Here is a 16,460-nt window from a genome sequence, read left to right as displayed (position 1 = left end):
TGCCTATGTCTACGTTTTTGAATGCCAGCCCCATCTTTGGGCCCGTTCGCAGCCGTCGCCTTGGTCTCTCGCTCGGCGTCAACATGATGCCGGCCAGCGGCAAAATCTGCACGTTCGACTGCATCTACTGCGAGAACGGCCTCAACGCCGAGCGCCCCTGCCATGAGCCGTATAACACGGCTGCCGTGGTACTCGAAGCGCTCGAGGCAAAGCTGCGCGAGATGGCAGCCGAGGGCGAGCCCCCCGATGTAATCACCTTCGCAGGCAACGGCGAGCCCACCGCCGCACCGGAGTTTCCACAGGCCATCGCCGGCGCCGTCGCGCTGCGCGATCAGCTAGCCCCCAACACCAAGATTGCCGTGCTTTCCAACGGCACGCGCGCCGACCAGCCCGCTGTGCACGATGCGCTCATGATGGTCGACGACAACATTCTTAAGCTCGATACCGTCGACCCGGCGTTTATCCAGCTGCTCGACCAGCCCGTTGGCCCCTATGACGTCGAGCACCAGATCGAGACGTTCGCAGGCTTTAACGGTCATGTCATTATCCAGACGATGTTTTTGAGCGGTGAGTACCGGGGCAAGTCTCTCGATAACACCGGCGAGGAGTACGTCGGCCCTTGGCTCGCGGCGCTCGAGCGCATTCGTCCGCAGGAGGCGACCATCTACACGGTCGCGCGCGAGACACCAGTCGCCGGCCTTGCCAAAGCAGCGCCCGAGGTGCTCGACGCCATTGCCGCGCGCGTGCGCGCCCTCGGTATTCCCTGCCAGGTGAGCTACTAGCGCGGCCGCCCGCCAGCAGCTAAATTAGCCCCATCCCAAATGAGCTGGTCTGCGGGTGGGCTATACTAGCTGCGGATGAAAGGAAGTTAGCCATGTATGACAAAGGACCCGTGCCCGGCCGCAACGACGCTTGCTGGTGCGGCAGCGGCAAGAAATACAAGAAATGCCATAGCGCCTTTGATGAGCGCCTCGAGCGCTTGTGGGAAGAAGGCTGGGAGGTTCTGCCTCGCACGCTCTACAAGACTCCCGCCGATATCGAGGGCATCAAGCGCTCGGCAGCCATCAACGTGGGCGTGCTCGATTATGTGGGCGAGCATATCGCCGCAGGCATGACCACCAACCAGATCGACCAGATGATCTACGACTACACCGTCGAGCACGGTGGCACGCCGGCCGACCTCAACTACGAGGGCTACCCCAAGAGCGTGTGCACCTCGATCAATGATGTGGTCTGCCACGGCATTCCCTGCGATACGGACGTGCTGCACGAGGGCGACATCATCAACGTGGACTGTTCCACGATCCTAGACGGCTACTTTAGCGACTCGAGCCGCATGTTCTGCATCGGCGAGGTCTCGGCCGAGCGCCAGCGCCTGGTCGATGTCACCCGCGCCAGCGTGGAAGCGGGTCTGGCGGCCGTCAAGCCATGGCTGCCACTGTCCGTTATGGCCGAGGCCGTGCAAAAGACCGTCGAGGACGCCGGTTTTAGCGTGGTGCGCGAGTACGGCGGACACGGCATCGGTAAGGAGTTCCACGAAGACCCATTTGTGGGCTTTACCACCGAGGCGCCCGATGTGGATACCATCATGGCCCCGGGCATGGTCTTTACCATCGAGCCTATGGTCAATGCCGGAGCGCCCGACATCAAGATTAGCAAGGGCGACGGCTGGTGCGTGCGCACCAAGGACGGCAGCGATTCGGCCCAGTGCGAGGTACAGCTCGTGGTGACCGAGGACGGCTACGAACTGCTCAGCTGGTAGCCGTGGATGCGCCGGGCTACGCGATGGATATGTTAACCATCACGAAGCCCGGCGTTTTTTAGCGTTTTACCTGGTAAAACCTGCCAAAATAAACCTGTCCCTTTTTGGCAGGTCGAGCGGAGAGGACTGTTTGTGAACATCCTGGTTTTGCTGCCCGTCAATGACCGCCATCGCGCAATTCTTGAGTCGAGCGCTCCGGGCGAGGACTTTATCTACACGAGCGCCGACGCCATCACGCGCGAGCAGGTCGCCGACGCCGACGTGATCTTGGGCAACATCGACTCTGACATGCTCACGGCATGCGAGCATCTCCAGCTGCTGCAATTGCAGACCGCCGGCTATGACGACTACCTTGCCGCCGGCACCGTGCCGGCCGACGCCAAACTGTCTTGCTCGGTGGGCGCCTACGGTCAGGCTGTGAGCGAGCACATGTTTGCCATGGTCCTTTCCATGATGAAGCGCCTGCCCGGCTATCACGACTTGCAGCGCGAGCATCGCTGGGAGGATTTGGGGCCGGTCACCTCGCTCAAAAACGCCAATGTGCTGGTGCTGGGCGCGGGCGATGTCGGTGGCCACTTCGCCACGCTCTGCCGCAGCATGGGCGCGCACGTCCGCGGCATCAAGCGCCATCCGCTCGTCTACCCCATTGTGTTTGAGGACATGGACGGCATGGATGCCCTGCCCGAGCGCCTGGCCGAGGCTGACATCGTTGCATCCTTTATGCCGAGCACACCCGAGACCCGCGGCCTGGCGAACGCCGAGTTCTTCGCCGCGATGAAACCGGGTGCCTTCTTTGCCAACGGCGGCCGCGGCGATCTTGTGGTCGCCGACGACTTGGTTGCCGCTCTGGAATCGGGACATCTCGCCGGCGCCGCGGTCGACGTCACCGACCCCGAGCCGCTGCCTGAGACAAGCCCCCTGTGGGATGCGCCCAACATGCTCATCACGCCGCACGTCTCGGGCTGGTTCCACCTAGCCGCCACGCTCAACAACGTCGTCGACATCGCCGCGGAGAACCTGCGTCATCTGCAAGCCGGCGAGACCCTGCGCTGCTGGATCGAACATTAGATTGTTCCGGCGTTTTACCAAACGCCGGAACCCCTCGACGCTGCGACCCCGCCGTTTGGCCAATCTGCCGTTCAATTTCAAAGGCGCGACCAGAAGGTCAGCGCCTTTTCATTTCACGGCACCTTGGCGCAAACGGCGGGCTCTCGCTGACTTTTGTTCGACCTGCGGGATCTTCAAATTGCTAGAGCGTTGCTAAGTAATTCTTTGCGTCTTCTACACTCATTGCTGCGACGGGAGCATGCGAACAGAGCTTGACATCGTTGGTGACCAGTAAATCTGCTTGAGCGCGTATCGCTGCCGCAATGATTAAATCGTCTTCGTAATCGCTATGGAGCTCACGCTGTCTGCTCGCCATCCAGATGTCGCTCAGGTCACAGGGCACTGGCGTGGCAAGCTGCGACAGCACGCTAAGACAATCCCATGCAAGCGAAGTCGCTACCGTAGCGGCATACTGGGAAAGCGAACCGTGCTCTCGCCGATACCATGCCTTATGTTCACTTGAAATCAAATAGAACAGGTCTTTGGACGATGTCGCCGCGTACAGCAAATCAACCTGTGCCGTGCATGCATCGCGTAAAAACTCAATCGCCACCGAACGACCACGTCGTGAGGGAATGAAGTAATCGAGCCACACGTTGGCGTCAACCAAGATGCGCTTTGGAGTCTCACTCATAGAGCCAGCTCATCTCCTCGCCATAGCGATCCGCATAGGCATTCCGTTTGAGCTCTTCGTCGTCCGATGGCTGAGCCTTGACCATATCGATTCCCGACTCACAGCAAGCGGCAGCGAACAGCTTCGACCCCTGATCCATGAGCTCGAGCTTACGTTTGGCGGCCTTTTCGCGCTCGCGCTGTTCCGCCCGGGCACGACTGGGCAGCAGGATATCCTCGAGCGCACCGGGGCGATCGGCCAGCGACGCTGCAAGCTGCCAGAGCGCTCGCACCGCTTGGCTCGGCGTCATACCGGCCTTGGAGAGAGCAGCGTCGCCGCTCCTTTTAAGATCGGCATCGAGACGCACGTTGATCTGAGCGGCCGTTGTAGTCATGATCCCTCCTTACCACTCCAAAATCATCATAAAACACTATGTTAAATACGTAAAGCATGTATAGCATTTTGAAGCATAGCCGTATCCTGCGCACCAAAAGCCGCCGAGGCGCACTGCACCTCGGCGGCTACGCATCACCGATGTAGTTCGGTTTTACCCTTTGCATTTGCCCAGATAAAACCTGCCAAAATTAACATCCCTTTTTGGTAGGTTTTAGAGCTCAACGCTTTCGGCGCCGTTGATGTTCAGGTCACGCTCGTAGAAGGCCGTGAGGGCGCGGATGGCGTATACCACGTCGCGCACGCCACCGGTCTCGTAGCTAGAATGCATGGCCAGCTGAGGCAGGCCCACGTCCACGGCATGCATGCTCGCCTGCATATTGGACAGATTGCCGAGCGTGGAGCCGCCGGCCATGTCGCTCTTGTTGGCGAAGGCCTGCGTGGGCACGTCGGCGTCATCGCAGATGGCCTGGAACACCGCGCGGCTAAAGGCATCGGTGCAGTAGTGCTGGTTGGCGGCTTCCTTGATGACGATGCCGCCGTTGAGCACAACCTGGTTGCGGGCGTCGCACTTCTCGGCGTGGTTGGGGTGCACGGCATGCGCGTTGTCGCAGCTCACGAGCATCGAAGCGGCAAGCGCACGGTGGTACGACTCATCGTCAAAGCCCAGCGATCCGTTGATGCGGCGCAGCGCGTCGGCCAAGAACGTCGACATGGCGCCCTGCTTGGTCTCGGAGCCAACCTCCTCGTTATCGAAGCAGCAGAAGACCGAAACGTCGTGCGCATTCTCGGCACCCAAAAATGCCTGCAGCGAGGTGTAGGTGCAGGCCAGGTCGTCGAGCTTGGGCGTCGAGATAAACTCGTCGGCCCAGCCCCAAATGCGCGCATCCTGACGATTGACCAGGAACAGATCGCGGCCCAGAATCTGCTCGGGCTCAACGTCCAGCTCTTCGGCGATCAGGGCATCGAAGTCACCCTGCTTAAGCTCGCCGGCGCTGATGAGCGGGCACAGGTCGACAGCTCGGTTGGGCGCAAAGCCCTCGTTAACGCCACGATTCATATGGATGGCAAGGCTCGGGATAATGGCAACTTCGCGCTCGGTAGCGAGCAAGCGGCTCTCGATACGGTCGCCCTCGCGCACCAGCACGCGGCCCGCAAGTGCCAGCGGGCGATCGAACCAGGTGTAGTCGATCATGCCGCCGTAGGCCTCGGTGTTCAGGCGCAGCGTCTCGCCCGCGCCGTCGAACTCGGGCACGGCCTTAACCTTAAACGTCGGCGAATCGCTGTGTGACGCCGTGAGTTGAAAATGATAGTCGCCGGCAACGCCGTCCTCGCCCCACGTCGCGGCCAGGTCCTCGCCCACCTTAAAGGCAACGACGCTCGAGGTGTTGCGCTGCGTGTAATAACGCCCGCCCGGTTCGATATCCCACGCCGCATTCTCGGGCAGGTAGGTAAAGCCCGCCTCGTCGAGCTCGGCCATAATGGTCGCCGCCGTATGGAACATGCTGGGGCATGCCTCGATAAAGTCGATAAGGTCGTTGGCGGCCTCGATATCGTCGGCCGTCACATGCGCGCGCTCGGGCGTTTCCTGATCCGTCATGCTCTCCCCTTTCGCTGGGTTGATGGTCCCCTCCAGCATACCCCGCCACGCCAGTGCCGCACTCTTCATTCCGTGCTTAATTCCGCACCGCTCACCAAGTTGAGCCATCATGCCCGCGCTCCTTTTGCGACAATTGCGCTAACAGGACGAGAGGAGCCGTCATGAAGCCACGTAACATTGCCATCACCTGCGGTGTTGCAGGAACCGCCGTCGGCCTTGCCGCTGCCGCCGGCATCGTTTACCGCAAGCAAATCAAGTCCGCCGCGTCGCTCAAACGCTTGACCGGCTACGCGGATGGCTATGACCTGTACGCAATCGACATTGCCTACGACTACGATCTTGATCGCATCATCGCCGCTGGCGTGCGCGATGACCAGGCATACATCGATGCCGTGGTGGCACAGGTGCTGCCCGGTGTGCCGGCACATGTCCAGGCACCCCAGTTTGCCTGCAGCGCCTTTGTCGCCGTAGATGCCGAAGGCCGCGTGCGCACCGGTCGCAATTACGACTTTAAGGACGACACCTCGGCGCTGCTGGTGCGCAATCACCCACGCGGCAGCTATGCCTCCATCGGGTTTGCCGCCCTTAACAACCTGGGCGATAACACTCCGCTTGACTCCGTCGGCGGACGCGCTGCGGCGTTGATGGGCCCGTTTGCCCAGCTCGACGGCGTCAACGAATGTGGCGTGTCCATTGCCGTGCTCACCCTGGATTCCAAACCCTGTGACCAGGACACGCAGCGCCCCGTCATCAACACTTCGCTCGCCATCCGCCTGGTACTCGACCGCGCGGCTACCACGCAGGAGGCCGTCGACCTGCTTTCTGCCTACGACATGCACGCCATGGCCGGACGCGACTACCACTTCTTTATCAACGACGCCGCCGGTGACGCGCGCGTAGTAGAGTGGGATCCGCGCGATCCGGACCGCGCTTTCAAAGCGACTCCTGTACGCCAGGTTACGAACTTCTACGCCTGCTATGGCGACGAAGTGCTGCCCAACCAAAAGAATGGCGAGCTGGGCCATGGTAAAGAGCGCGCCGTCGCAATCGCCGATGTCCTCGACACCCATGCCGGCGCCCAAGACGAGGCAGTCGCTTGGAAGGCCCTACGCGCTGCAGCGCAAGAGCCCAATCCGGAAGACATCACCAGCAACACGCAGTGGTCGGTCGTCTTTGACAACACCGAGCCCGCTGCCGCCATCACGCTGCGCCGCCATTGGGGCGACGTCGACGCCTTCGCGTTGTAAGGAGCCAGGCCCGTCGTCCTTACGCTCGCCTGACGCTGCTTACATTTCTATACATTTGAGCTAACACGTTTTACCCCTGTATCAACAGTGTGCGGGGGTAAACTTATGCGCATGTTATAACTTGCCCGGAAGGATTCACCATGCTTAGGATCGGTCTTCTTACTAGTGGCGGCGACTGCCAGGCGCTCAACGCCACCATGCGCGGCATTGTCAAAACGCTTATGACCAATAGCGAAGAGCCTATTGAGATCTATGGTTTTGAGGACGGCTACCAGGGCCTTATCTACAGCAGGTTCCGCGTCATGACGCCCGCCGATTTTAGCGGCATCCTCACCCGCGGCGGCACCATCCTGGGCACGAGCCGCACGCCGTTCAAGCGCCTGGACATTCCCGAGGCCGACGGCGTCGAGAAGGTGCCCGCAATGGTCCACACCTATCATAAGCTGCAGCTCGACTGCCTGTTTATGCTGGGCGGTAACGGCTCCACCAAGACCGCCAACCGCCTGCGCGAAGAGGGCCTCAACGTTATCGCCCTGCCCAAGACCATCGATAACGACACCTGGGGCACCGAGCTGACGTTTGGCTTTACGAGCGCCATCGACGTCGCCACCAAGTGCATCGACGACATCCACACCACTGCCTCGAGTCACGGCCGCGTGTTTGTCATCGAGATCATGGGCCACAAGGTCGGTTGGATTCCGCTGTATGCCGGCGTCGCGGGCGGCGCGGACGTCATCCTGATTCCCGAGATCCCCTACGACATGGACAACGTCATCAAGACCATCGAGCATCGCATGGAGACCGGCAGCCGCTTTACCATCGTAGCCGTCGCCGAGGGCGCTATCTCCAAGGAGGACGCGGCGCTGTCCAAGAAGGAGTACAAGAAGAAGCTTGCCGAGCGCACGAGCCCGTCGATCGTGTACGACATCGCCAAGGAGATCGAGGCCAAGACCGGCCGCGAGACCCGCGTCGCCATCCCCGGCCATACGCAGCGCGGCGGTCAGCCCGACGCCCAGGACCGCATCTTTGCGACCCAGTGCGGCGTCGAGGCGGCACTCGGCTGCCTGCGCGGCGAGTTTGGCTACATGATCGCCCTGCGCGACGGCAAGATGTGCCACATGCCGCTCGAGGATGTCGCTGGCAAGCTCAAATATGTCGACCCCCAGAGCGATCTGGTGCGCGAGGCCAAGGCGCTGGGCATCAGCTTCGGCGACGAATAACCTCGGCTGGAACCGCCCCCATCGGAGACCCCAGGGCTTACCTCCCAAATCGTCCTCGGACATGTCAGGACCCCGCCGTGCGCTTCGCGCGGCGGGGTCCTTCCGTCCTGCGGAAAGATTTGGGAGGTAAGCCCTGGGGCCTCCTGCGGTAACTAGGGAGGCCGAGGCTATTCGTCTTCTTGCTGCAAGTGCGTGGGCTGAGATTTTGGGATGTTGCAAGCTCTTAGCTGAGAGTAGCACTGACATTTGTCCTGAAATGGCTGGTCGTTAGGGGTTGCTACCGGTAGTTGCGGTAGGGTCGGAGCAGATTCTAACTAGAAATGGTGGTCGCCACCGGTTGTTCTCGGCATACTCGGCTCATTCGATTACGATCACCACATGAAAGGAACTGCTATGGATCTTGCGATGGCACAGCGGCTCGTTGATCGCCGCAAGGCTGCCGGGCTTTCTCAGGAGGCGCTTGCCGCCCAGCTGGGCGTGAGTCGTCAGGCTGTCAGTAAATGGGAGCGCAGCGAATCTTCGCCCGATACCGATAACCTTATTGCGCTCGCCGCGCTGTATGACGTGTCGTTGGACGAGCTGTTATATGGGGAGGCGGCCAACGATGCCGACGACCTGAAGGACGGTAGCGCCGACACCGAGACGGCGGATGTGGCTGACGAGGCTGAAGATTCTGCCGAGCACGCCGATTGCGGCGACAAACCACTTGTCGATATTTCCCTCGCGCGCGGTATCCACGTCATTGATCCCAATAAAGGCGAGGAAGTCCATGTTGGCTGGAGCGGCATCCATGTGACCAACGAGCGCAAGGGCGAAGAGGTGCATGTGGGGCCGGACGGCGTGCATATCGATACGCTTGAGGACGATGGACATAGCGTACGCACCAATGACGACGGCACCGTCACCATCGACGGCGAGACGTTTTCCAGCTGGAAGGAAGCACACGACAAGCTCGACCATCATGGCAAGCATTTCCACACCAAGGTCGGACGTGCATGGAACAAATTCCCCTTCCCCGCACTTGTTACTCTCGCCTATCTGGTGCTCGGCATTGTCTACGGCACATGGGGCATGGGGCTTTTCCTCGTCTTTCTGGTTCCCGTCTACTACGCGATTGGTGACTTCATCGATCGGCGCCACCTGTCTAAGCTGATCGAGGCCATCTACCCGGCAGCCGCCATCGCTTGGTTCCTCTACATGTGGCTCTGTTTGGGACAGCCCCATCCTGCATGGATCATCCTCATCACGATTCCCGTCATAAAGGCGCTCATGCGCTGGTGCCGCAAACAATGGAAGCACCGCAAACAGGCCTAACACGCTCCGACCCACCAGCACCCAACCGCCCCCGCCCTTCTCCTAAGTTGCGGTGAGATAGGGACTGTTTTGAAGCTCCAAAGCGCCAAACAGTCCGTATATCACCGCAACTTACAAACAACTGGGTCAGTTCCGGCACGGAGATTAGCATTGAGCTGACCGCGCGCCAAGAAAAGGGCCTATTTACTACGTTTAACTCGAGAGGGCCGACCATACCCGCCTTTTCCGAAAACTGGCAAGCCATCTACCTGCGGTTTTAATTTCATAATCTTTGTCACGGTCGAGGGTGTGGTAGCAAACGTAGTAGATAGGCCCATTTTGTGGCATACGACCCATACAAGCCCAATCTCGAAGGCCAAAGAGAGCCTCTCATCCACGCCTGCGAGCGAAAACCAAATAGAATGAAAGGCAAATGGAAAGCCCGTTTGACGGGGCAAACGCCGGGCCACCTAATGGTTGTCCGGCGTTTGCCCAGATAAAACCTGCCAAAATAAACCTGTCCCTTTTTGGCAGGTTACTCGGCGCTCTTGAGGGCGCCGACCATGTCGATCTTGTTGAGGGTACGGTTGGTGGCGAGGTTGACGATAAACGTAAAGCCGAAGGAAAGCACCACGGCGAGCACGTAGCTTAGCGGCTCGACCTCGACGTCAAAGTACAGCGACGGCATCTGCAAAATGTACGTAAAACTCTCGGCCAGCAAGCCGCCCAGCGGTACGCCCAGCGCGGCACCAATCGCCGTGAGGATCAACGTCTCCTTGTTGACGTAGTGGTGCACCTCGCCACGGCGGAAGCCCAGCACCTTAATGGTCGCCAGCTCGCGCTCGCGCTCGGAGATATTCGTATTGGACAGCGTAAACACCACCACAAACGACAGGCACGCCGCCATAAAGGTCACGAGCACCACGACCGAATTGATAATCGTAAAGTTCGCCTCATAGTTTTCCCAATGCTCGGCCGTACTCGAAATCGTAAGCCAACCGTCACTCTTAAGATTCTTGCTAAACGCAATCTGGTCGGCCGACGAACCCTTAAGCAGCACAAAGACGCCGTTAAGGCGTGCACTTCGACCGAACGCGCGCTCATAGGTGCCCTGCGTCATGTAAAGCGTGTTGCCCAGATAGTTGAGCGAGATGTCGCTGACTTTGACCTTGGCAACATTGAGCGACGAATCCTGGACGTGTGCCGTATCGCCCGGCTTGATCCCCAGCACCAGCTGAGAGCTCTTGCTCAAATACACATCCCCGTCACGCAGGGCGAGCGGTTCTTTGGACTCGTCCTCTAGGCGCACGTAGTCATCCAGGTCGTTCGTGCGGTCATCGGGCACCACGATCAGCTGCACGGTCTCGCTCTTTCCGCCGAATGTAAAGGTAACGTTGTCGGTCATAATCGGCAGCGTCGAAGTCACGGTCACGTTGGAATCCTTGGCTGCACTGCGCTCATCCAACGCCGCGCACGTCTGCGAAAAATCATCGGGATTGGCGACCGCCAGCAAATCGTAGCGTGTGATGTGCCCGTACTGCTTGGGCGACAGCGCGACCGACGTATCACGGATGCCCATACCGCAAATCACAAGCGCCGTGCAGCCCGCAATGCCAAAGATGGTCATAAAGGCGCGCTTTTTGTAGCGGAACAGGTTGCGTGCAGCGACCTTGTTCAAAAAGCCCATGCGGTGCCAGATAAAGCCAATGCGCTCGAGCAGAATGCGCGAGCCGGCGCGCGGAGCCTTGGGGCGCATGAGCGAGGCAGGGGTCTCGGCCATCTCGTGGCGGCAGGCGATAATCGTGGCTCCCACCACGCCCACGGCAAACAGCGCCACCGAAACGATCGAGGACACGATGTCGTACGAAAGCAGCATCTGGGGCAGCGAGTACATGTCGTCGAACACCGTAAACAAGAACAGCGGCAGACCCACAAATCCGATGATATTGCCGAGCACGCCACCGATCAGACACGCCCACAGCGAGTAGTCCACATATTTGGACAGGATGCGCCCGCGTGAATAGCCGAGCGCCTTGTACAGGCCAATAAGCGTGCGCTCCTCCTCGACCATGCGGGTGGCGGTGGTGAGACTGATAAGCACGGCGACGATAAAGAAGATGAACGGGAACACCGTGGCGATGGCCTCGATCGAAGAACTATCGCTCTCGACGCTCGAGTAGCTTGCGATATTGCCGCGGTCCTGGATGTACCAGGTGCATTCGCCCAGGTCAGAGAGCTCGGCGCGGGCATCGGCAAACTGCTGGTCGGCGGCGGCACGGCGCTGGTCCAGGTCGGCTTGCGCCTGCGCACGCTCGTCGCTGCCCTCGGCCATGCGATTGATGTTGTCCTGCTCGATCCCAAAGACCATATTCGCCTGACGCTCAGCTGCGTCCAAGCTCGCCGGTGTGTCGACCGTCAGCTCCTGGGCGCGCGCCTTCTCACGCTCCTCGCGGATCTTCTCGATATTGCCCTTGACCTCATTGATCTTTGCCGAGTAGGCATCCGAATAGGAGTTGAGGCTCTTGGCTCCCTCGACGACCACGTGGACAGCGGAGTAGGAAGAAGATGTCGCGGCATCCTCGCTCACGTAGAACTTGTAGTCCGCAGTCGAAGCAGCGCGAAAGGCGTTGACTGTCGAGTCGGAGCTCACGTCGGTAGGATCGAGAACCTCGGCCGTGATGGTGTAGTCCCCATCGGCAAACTGGTCCTTGGCGCTTTGGTTCGACGAGCTCGCATCGTTGGCGGCAAAGCTCACCGTATCGCCGATTTTCTTGCCCGAAGCCTTCAAAAAACGTGAGGTCACTGCCACTTCGCCCGAAGTCTCGGGCAGCTCGCCGCGCACTAGCACCGGTTGGTCAATATTCTCTTTGGAGAGGCTCTGTACGACGACACGCTCGCGCGTCGTACCCACGGCGGTATAGGCGGTCTCGGTATAGATGCCCTCGGCCGTCTCGACGCCATCGACCTCTTGGATCGCGGCAATATCGTCATCGGTCAGACCATAGGTCGACTGCACGTTGATGTCATAGACATTCTGCTGGTCAAAATAGGCGTCGACCGAATCACACAGGTCCTCGCAGCCCGCCTTAAGGCCGCACATCACGCTCACGCCAAGCGCGGTGATCACAACGATAGACAAGAAGCGTTTGAGGCTGCCGCGAATCGTGCGGTAGATGCCACGGCGAAAAACCGTCGGCACCATATCGTTTGAGCTTTGGGCGGTACGGTAGGTCGTAAAATCCTGCTCGCGCTCCGTGTTCTGCGCGTCGCGGCGTTGACTGTTTTGGCGGTCCTGATTCATGGGCGCTACCACTCGATCGTCTCGATAGGCACAGGATTTTGCTGGATCGTCTCGCTCTCCACGCGGCCGCTCTTAAAGCGGATCAGGCGATCGGCCATGGGCGCCAGCGCAGAGTTGTGGGTGATGATGATGACCGTAATGCCTTGCTTGCGGCAAGTGTCCTGTAGCAGCTGCAAGATCTGCTTGCCGGTTTTGTAGTCGAGTGCACCCGTAGGCTCGTCGCACAAAAGCAGCTTGGGGTTCTTAGCCAGCGCGCGGGCGATGGATACGCGCTGCTGCTCGCCGCCCGAAAGCTGCGCCGGAAAGTTAGCGAGGCGGTCGCCCAGGCCAACCTGGCGAAGCGTTTGCTCGGCATCGAGCGAATCGGGGCAGATCTGCGCCGCGAGTTCGACGTTCTCAAGCGCCGTCAGGTTAGGGACCAGATTGTAGAACTGAAAGACAAAGCCAACATCGGCGCGACGGTATTCCACAAGCTGAGCCTCGTTGGCAGAGCTCACGTCACGCCCGTCCACCGTCACGGTGCCAGAAGTTGCCGTGTCCATGCCGCCCAGAATGTTGAGGGCCGTGGTCTTGCCGGCACCCGAAGCACCCAAAATGATGGCGAGCTCGCCGCGCTCGACCGTAAAGCTCGCGCCGTCGAGCGCGTGGATGCGGGCATCGCCCTCGCCGTATGCCTTGATGACGTCTTTGAATTCGATATAGGCCATCGATTAATTCCCATCTGGTCGGATAACTCTTTAGTATTACCCATTTCCCACCTACCAAAAAGGGACAGGTTTATTTTGGCAGGTTTTATATGGGGAAACGGCAGCTATAGATAGGGCGCCGGGGAGGCCGAGAAATCATCAACGGGGTCAGGCCGACCGCCAAACACAACGCACGCATCTCAATCTGTCAGCCAAATCATTCGAACAGCTGTTCGTTTCTATGATATGATTCAACTATCTAAGCAGGCCAATACGCAGAAAGGCGGCCAACATGGCGTTCGACTTTAAGAAGGAATGCAAGGAGCTCTACAAACCTGCAAGCAAGCCGAGCATCGTAACAGTCCCGCCTATGAGCTACGTTGCCGTTCGCGGAAAGGGCGACCCAAATACCGAAGGTGGCGAGTATCAAAACGCCCTGCCGCTACTTTACGGCATCGCCTATACCGTCAAGATGTCGAAGAAAGGCTCAAGGAGTATCGAGGGCTATTTCGACTTTGTGGTACCGCCGCTCGAGGGTTTCTGGTGGCAAGAGTCCCCGAGCGGCGGCATCGATTATGTACGCAAGGACAATTTCAACTTTATCTCGTGCATCCGCCTGCCCGATTTCGTCACCCGAGATGACTTTGACTGGGCAGTCGCGGAAGCCACGACCAAAAAGAAACTGGACTTTTCCGCCGTCGAACTGCTTAAAGTTGACGAGGGTCTCTGCGTTCAATGCATGCACACCGGGCCCTACGACAACGAACCGGCGACCGTAGACGCTATGCATGAATACACGACCGAGCTGGGCTATGTTCCCGACTTCTCAGACACCCGTTTACATCACGAAATCTATCTCTCCGATCCACGCAAATGCGCACCGGAGAAACTTAAGACCGTGGTTCGTCATCCTATCAAGCGCGCTGAATAGCGTGGGGCGTCATTTCACGCGCTAGGTTTTAAGCCGGCCAACCAGCCGCCTCCTAGGCCGTCCGGTAATTATCTTGACGCGGCCCGTCGCATCTTATAAGTTTGTTTTGCTAAAGCTGGAAAGCCTCTCAACGATGCGCAACTCCAGCTCTTTTTCTATCAAGAGAGCAAGTGTCGGAAAGCAAAATGTCAGAAAGCAGCGCTTCGAGCAGAATCAAACGCCTGGTCAACACCTATAGCGGTCTCGTGCTCATGGGCGCCGTCGGAATCCCTATCGGCGTTATCGTTGGCGCCATCTGTGCCCTTTTTGGTCGTGTGCTCCTGGCAATCGGCGCCTTCCGTGACGAGCACATCGTACTGCTCCTTCCCTTCCTCGCCCTCATGGGCTTGGCCATCGTATTTGCCTACCTCACCTGGGGCAAAGGCACCGATCGGGGCATGAGCTTAGTATTCGACGTAGGTCACGGACGCGAGGACGCCATCTCCCCGCGTCTGGTGCCGCTCATTATGCTGAGCACGTGGGCCACGCATCTCTTTGGCGGCAGCGCGGGACGCGAAGGCGTAGCCGTGCAGATCGGCGCAACCGTCTCGCATTGGATCGGCCGACGTCTACCTTTCCGAGAACCCGGCAACACGTTTTTGCTTATCGGCATGGCCGCCGGCTTTGCCGGACTCTTCCGAACGCCCCTCGCCGCCACGGTCTTTGCGATCGAAGTACTGGTCGCAGGACGCATGGAATACCGCGCGCTGTTTCCCGCGCTTACAGCCTCGCTCGCCGCAAGCATGACCTCCGGCGCTCTGGGGCTCGAGAAGTTTGAGGTCGCCGTTACCGCCTCGTATGCGCTCGACCTCCCCGGTCTTGGACGACTGGCGTTGTTGGGTATCGCGTTTGGTATGGTAGGTGGAGCTTTTGCCTGGTGCCTTGCCCATGCCAAGACCCTTGCAGCGCGGCTGCTCCCCAGCCCTTACATACGCGTTGCCGTTATGGGCCTTGCGCTGTCGGCGATTCTGTTCGCGCTGTGGCAGGGGCGATACTGCGGCCTTGGCACCAACCTGATATCCGCGGCACTGGGTGACAACGGTGAGGCGTCGATCATGCCTTGGGACTGGGCGCTCAAATTCGTACTCACCATCGCCACGCTTGCCGCAGGATATCAGGGTGGCGAGGTGACGCCGCTGTTCTCCATCGGAGCCAGCCTGGGTGTCGTACTCGCCGGGATTCTCGGCATGCCCGTCGAGCTCTGCGCCGCGCTGGGATACGCCGCCGTCTTTGGCAGCGCCACCAATACGCTGCTCGCGCCCATCTTTATTGGCTGCGAGGTCTTTGGCTTTAGCAGTCTGCCGACGTTCTTTATTGTCTGCGTCGTGGCCTACCTGTTCAACATGGATAAGTCGATCTATGCGCTGCAGGAGCACAGCCGCACCCGATAAACAGGGCGTTTGCCACCAAAAAACGCGCACGACAGGCCGGGCCCGCCGCGCGCGTCATCCTATACACGATTAGTTATTGTTGTTGGTCATCGAAGCCACTGCTGCCGCAAGATTGGAAATGGGCATTGTCTGCAGCCAGATGCGCCCCGGACCGGTGAGCACAGTGTTGAACACGCCTTCACCGCCAAACATGATGTTTTTGACGCCCTTGACCATCTGCGCGTCGATGCTCACCGTCTCCTCAAAGCCGGCCACGTTGCCGGTATCTACAATCATTTGCTGGCCAGCAGCAAGCTCGTACTCAACTAGGTCGCCGTCGATCTCGGCAAAGGCAATACCCGAGCCCGTGAGCTTTTGCATGATAAAACCCTCGCCGCCAAAGACGCCGGTCTTTGCCTTCTTGTTAAAGTGGATGCTCAGCTCAACACCACTTTCCGCGGCAAGGAACGAACGCTTCTGCAAAATCCAGCTCTTACCAGGACCAATCTCGATCGGTATAATGCGGCCGGGGAAGCAAGAGCCAAACGCAATCATGCCATCGCCGTGCGCGGTCCAAATGTTTTGGAACAACGCCTCACCCGAAAAAGCCTTAGAGAACATCTTGCCTATACCACCGCCCGAGGTGGACATCTCCATGTTGGGGGTCATCCAGACCATGGCACCGCTTTCGGTGATCATGGATTCGCCGTCGCTAAGGTTGCACGTAACAACCGGGAAAGCCCCTCCGCCGATCTCGTACTGCATGACCGTCTCCTTTCCTTCGGGAGCCGAACAACGATGTCCATATTTTAGCAGTTAGAGGTGCGTTTATTTGGGTCGGTGGCGTTCATGGCGCCGATCACCGCCAGCCTCCGCTGCCGTCTGCACAGATAAAACC

Annotated in this window: 14 protein-coding genes; 8 read left to right on the top strand and 6 right to left on the bottom strand. The window is 59.3% G+C overall.

Features of this window, described 5'->3' with window-relative positions; translation table 11 throughout:
• Positions 1-5: 5 nt before the first annotated feature.
• From DXB86_RS03255 to DXB86_RS03245, 3 genes are all read left to right on the top strand, one after another.
• Positions 6-782: a radical SAM protein gene (locus DXB86_RS03255; RefSeq protein ID WP_117637636.1), complete on the top strand. Its 777-nt coding sequence runs from the start codon at positions 6-8 to the stop codon at positions 780-782.
• A 92-nt stretch (positions 783-874) separates the two neighbouring features.
• Positions 875-1,762, top strand: coding sequence for a type I methionyl aminopeptidase (gene map / locus DXB86_RS03250; protein ID WP_055286839.1), 888 nt, complete (start codon positions 875-877; stop codon positions 1,760-1,762).
• A gap of 132 nt (positions 1,763-1,894) precedes the next feature.
• Complete coding sequence (locus DXB86_RS03245; protein WP_117736128.1) at positions 1,895-2,830, top strand: D-2-hydroxyacid dehydrogenase; 936 nt, start codon at positions 1,895-1,897, stop codon at positions 2,828-2,830.
• Positions 2,831-3,011: 181 nt separating this feature from the next.
• On the opposite strand, the gene DXB86_RS03240 is transcribed toward DXB86_RS03245, so the two are convergent.
• The 3 genes from DXB86_RS03240 to DXB86_RS03230 all read right to left on the bottom strand — a co-directional run bounded on the left by DXB86_RS03240 (position 3,012) and on the right by DXB86_RS03230 (position 5,475).
• The gene (locus DXB86_RS03240; RefSeq protein WP_117736127.1) at positions 3,012-3,503 is read right to left on the bottom strand and encodes a PIN domain-containing protein; all 492 of its coding nucleotides are present in this window, start codon (positions 3,501-3,503) and stop codon (positions 3,012-3,014) included.
• The gene (locus DXB86_RS03235) at positions 3,496-3,876 is read right to left on the bottom strand and encodes a translation repressor RelB (protein ID WP_117584152.1); all 381 of its coding nucleotides are present in this window, start codon (positions 3,874-3,876) and stop codon (positions 3,496-3,498) included. The genes DXB86_RS03240 and DXB86_RS03235 overlap by 8 nt, the downstream gene beginning before the upstream one ends.
• A 213-nt stretch (positions 3,877-4,089) precedes the next feature.
• Positions 4,090-5,475: a M18 family aminopeptidase gene (locus DXB86_RS03230; protein WP_233504130.1), complete on the bottom strand. Its 1,386-nt coding sequence runs from the start codon at positions 5,473-5,475 to the stop codon at positions 4,090-4,092.
• Positions 5,476-5,636: 161 nt separating this feature from the next.
• Between DXB86_RS03230 and DXB86_RS03225 the strand changes: the two genes are divergently transcribed.
• The 3 genes from DXB86_RS03225 to DXB86_RS03215 all read left to right on the top strand — a co-directional run bounded on the left by DXB86_RS03225 (position 5,637) and on the right by DXB86_RS03215 (position 9,256).
• Positions 5,637-6,722, top strand: coding sequence for a carcinine hydrolase/isopenicillin-N N-acyltransferase family protein (locus DXB86_RS03225; protein WP_117736126.1), 1,086 nt, complete (start codon positions 5,637-5,639; stop codon positions 6,720-6,722).
• Positions 6,723-6,862: 140 nt separating this feature from the next.
• On the top strand, positions 6,863-7,942 hold the full coding sequence (locus tag DXB86_RS03220; protein ID WP_117736125.1) for a 6-phosphofructokinase: 1,080 nt from the start codon (positions 6,863-6,865) through the stop codon (positions 7,940-7,942).
• Between the two features lie 393 nt (positions 7,943-8,335).
• Entirely contained in the window at positions 8,336-9,256 is a 921-nt protein-coding gene (locus DXB86_RS03215) for a helix-turn-helix domain-containing protein (protein WP_117736124.1), read from the top strand.
• A gap of 514 nt (positions 9,257-9,770) precedes the next feature.
• Here the strand turns inward: DXB86_RS03215 and DXB86_RS03210 are convergent.
• Positions 9,771-12,536 (bottom strand): FtsX-like permease family protein, encoded by a 2,766-nt coding sequence (locus tag DXB86_RS03210; protein WP_233504129.1) that lies wholly within the window; start codon positions 12,534-12,536, stop codon positions 9,771-9,773.
• A gap of 5 nt (positions 12,537-12,541) precedes the next feature.
• Positions 12,542-13,243 carry an ABC transporter ATP-binding protein gene (locus DXB86_RS03205; RefSeq protein ID WP_117629924.1) on the bottom strand — a complete coding sequence of 234 codons (702 nt, stop codon included), beginning with the start codon at positions 13,241-13,243 and terminating at the stop codon, positions 12,542-12,544.
• A gap of 271 nt (positions 13,244-13,514) precedes the next feature.
• Between DXB86_RS03205 and DXB86_RS03200 the strand changes: the two genes are divergently transcribed.
• Both DXB86_RS03200 and DXB86_RS03195 read left to right on the top strand, forming a co-directional pair.
• Complete coding sequence (locus DXB86_RS03200) at positions 13,515-14,153, top strand: GyrI-like domain-containing protein (protein WP_117654964.1); 639 nt, start codon at positions 13,515-13,517, stop codon at positions 14,151-14,153.
• A 185-nt stretch (positions 14,154-14,338) separates the two neighbouring features.
• The gene (locus DXB86_RS03195; RefSeq protein ID WP_117736147.1) at positions 14,339-15,583 is read left to right on the top strand and encodes a chloride channel protein; all 1,245 of its coding nucleotides are present in this window, start codon (positions 14,339-14,341) and stop codon (positions 15,581-15,583) included.
• Between the two features lie 69 nt (positions 15,584-15,652).
• Here DXB86_RS03195 and DXB86_RS03190 read toward each other — a convergent pair whose 3' ends face one another.
• On the bottom strand, positions 15,653-16,327 hold the full coding sequence (locus DXB86_RS03190) for a TIGR00266 family protein (RefSeq protein WP_089572342.1): 675 nt from the start codon (positions 16,325-16,327) through the stop codon (positions 15,653-15,655).
• Between the last annotated feature and the right edge of the window lie 133 nt (positions 16,328-16,460).

The organism is Collinsella sp. OM06-18AC, assembly GCF_003438785.1.
Classification (GTDB): Bacteria; Actinomycetota; Coriobacteriia; order Coriobacteriales; family Coriobacteriaceae; genus Collinsella.
Note: the sequence above shows the minus strand (reverse complement) of the source record. Positions and strands in the feature narration are given on the sequence as shown.

Bases quoted from the DNA above. Each gene is read 5' to 3' on its own strand.
- DXB86_RS03215 (WP_117736124.1), top strand. From the start codon at position 8,336: ATGGATCTTGCGATGGCACAGCGGCTCGTTGATCGCCGCAAGGCTGCC.
- DXB86_RS03195 (WP_117736147.1), top strand. From the start codon at position 14,339: ATGTCAGAAAGCAGCGCTTCGAGCAGAATCAAACGCCTGGTCAACACC.
- DXB86_RS03205 (WP_117629924.1), bottom strand. From the start codon at position 13,243: ATGGCCTATATCGAATTCAAAGACGTCATCAAGGCATACGGCGAGGGC.
- DXB86_RS03200 (WP_117654964.1), top strand. From the start codon at position 13,515: ATGGCGTTCGACTTTAAGAAGGAATGCAAGGAGCTCTACAAACCTGCA.
- DXB86_RS03220 (WP_117736125.1), top strand. From the start codon at position 6,863: ATGCTTAGGATCGGTCTTCTTACTAGTGGCGGCGACTGCCAGGCGCTC.
- DXB86_RS03210 (WP_233504129.1), bottom strand. From the start codon at position 12,536: ATGAATCAGGACCGCCAAAACAGTCAACGCCGCGACGCGCAGAACACG.
- map (WP_055286839.1), top strand. From the start codon at position 875: ATGTATGACAAAGGACCCGTGCCCGGCCGCAACGACGCTTGCTGGTGC.
- DXB86_RS03190 (WP_089572342.1), bottom strand. From the start codon at position 16,327: ATGCAGTACGAGATCGGCGGAGGGGCTTTCCCGGTTGTTACGTGCAAC.
- DXB86_RS03235 (WP_117584152.1), bottom strand. From the start codon at position 3,876: ATGACTACAACGGCCGCTCAGATCAACGTGCGTCTCGATGCCGATCTT.
- DXB86_RS03230 (WP_233504130.1), bottom strand. From the start codon at position 5,475: ATGACGGATCAGGAAACGCCCGAGCGCGCGCATGTGACGGCCGACGAT.
- DXB86_RS03240 (WP_117736127.1), bottom strand. From the start codon at position 3,503: ATGAGTGAGACTCCAAAGCGCATCTTGGTTGACGCCAACGTGTGGCTC.
- DXB86_RS03255 (WP_117637636.1), top strand. From the start codon at position 6: ATGTCTACGTTTTTGAATGCCAGCCCCATCTTTGGGCCCGTTCGCAGC.
- DXB86_RS03225 (WP_117736126.1), top strand. From the start codon at position 5,637: ATGAAGCCACGTAACATTGCCATCACCTGCGGTGTTGCAGGAACCGCC.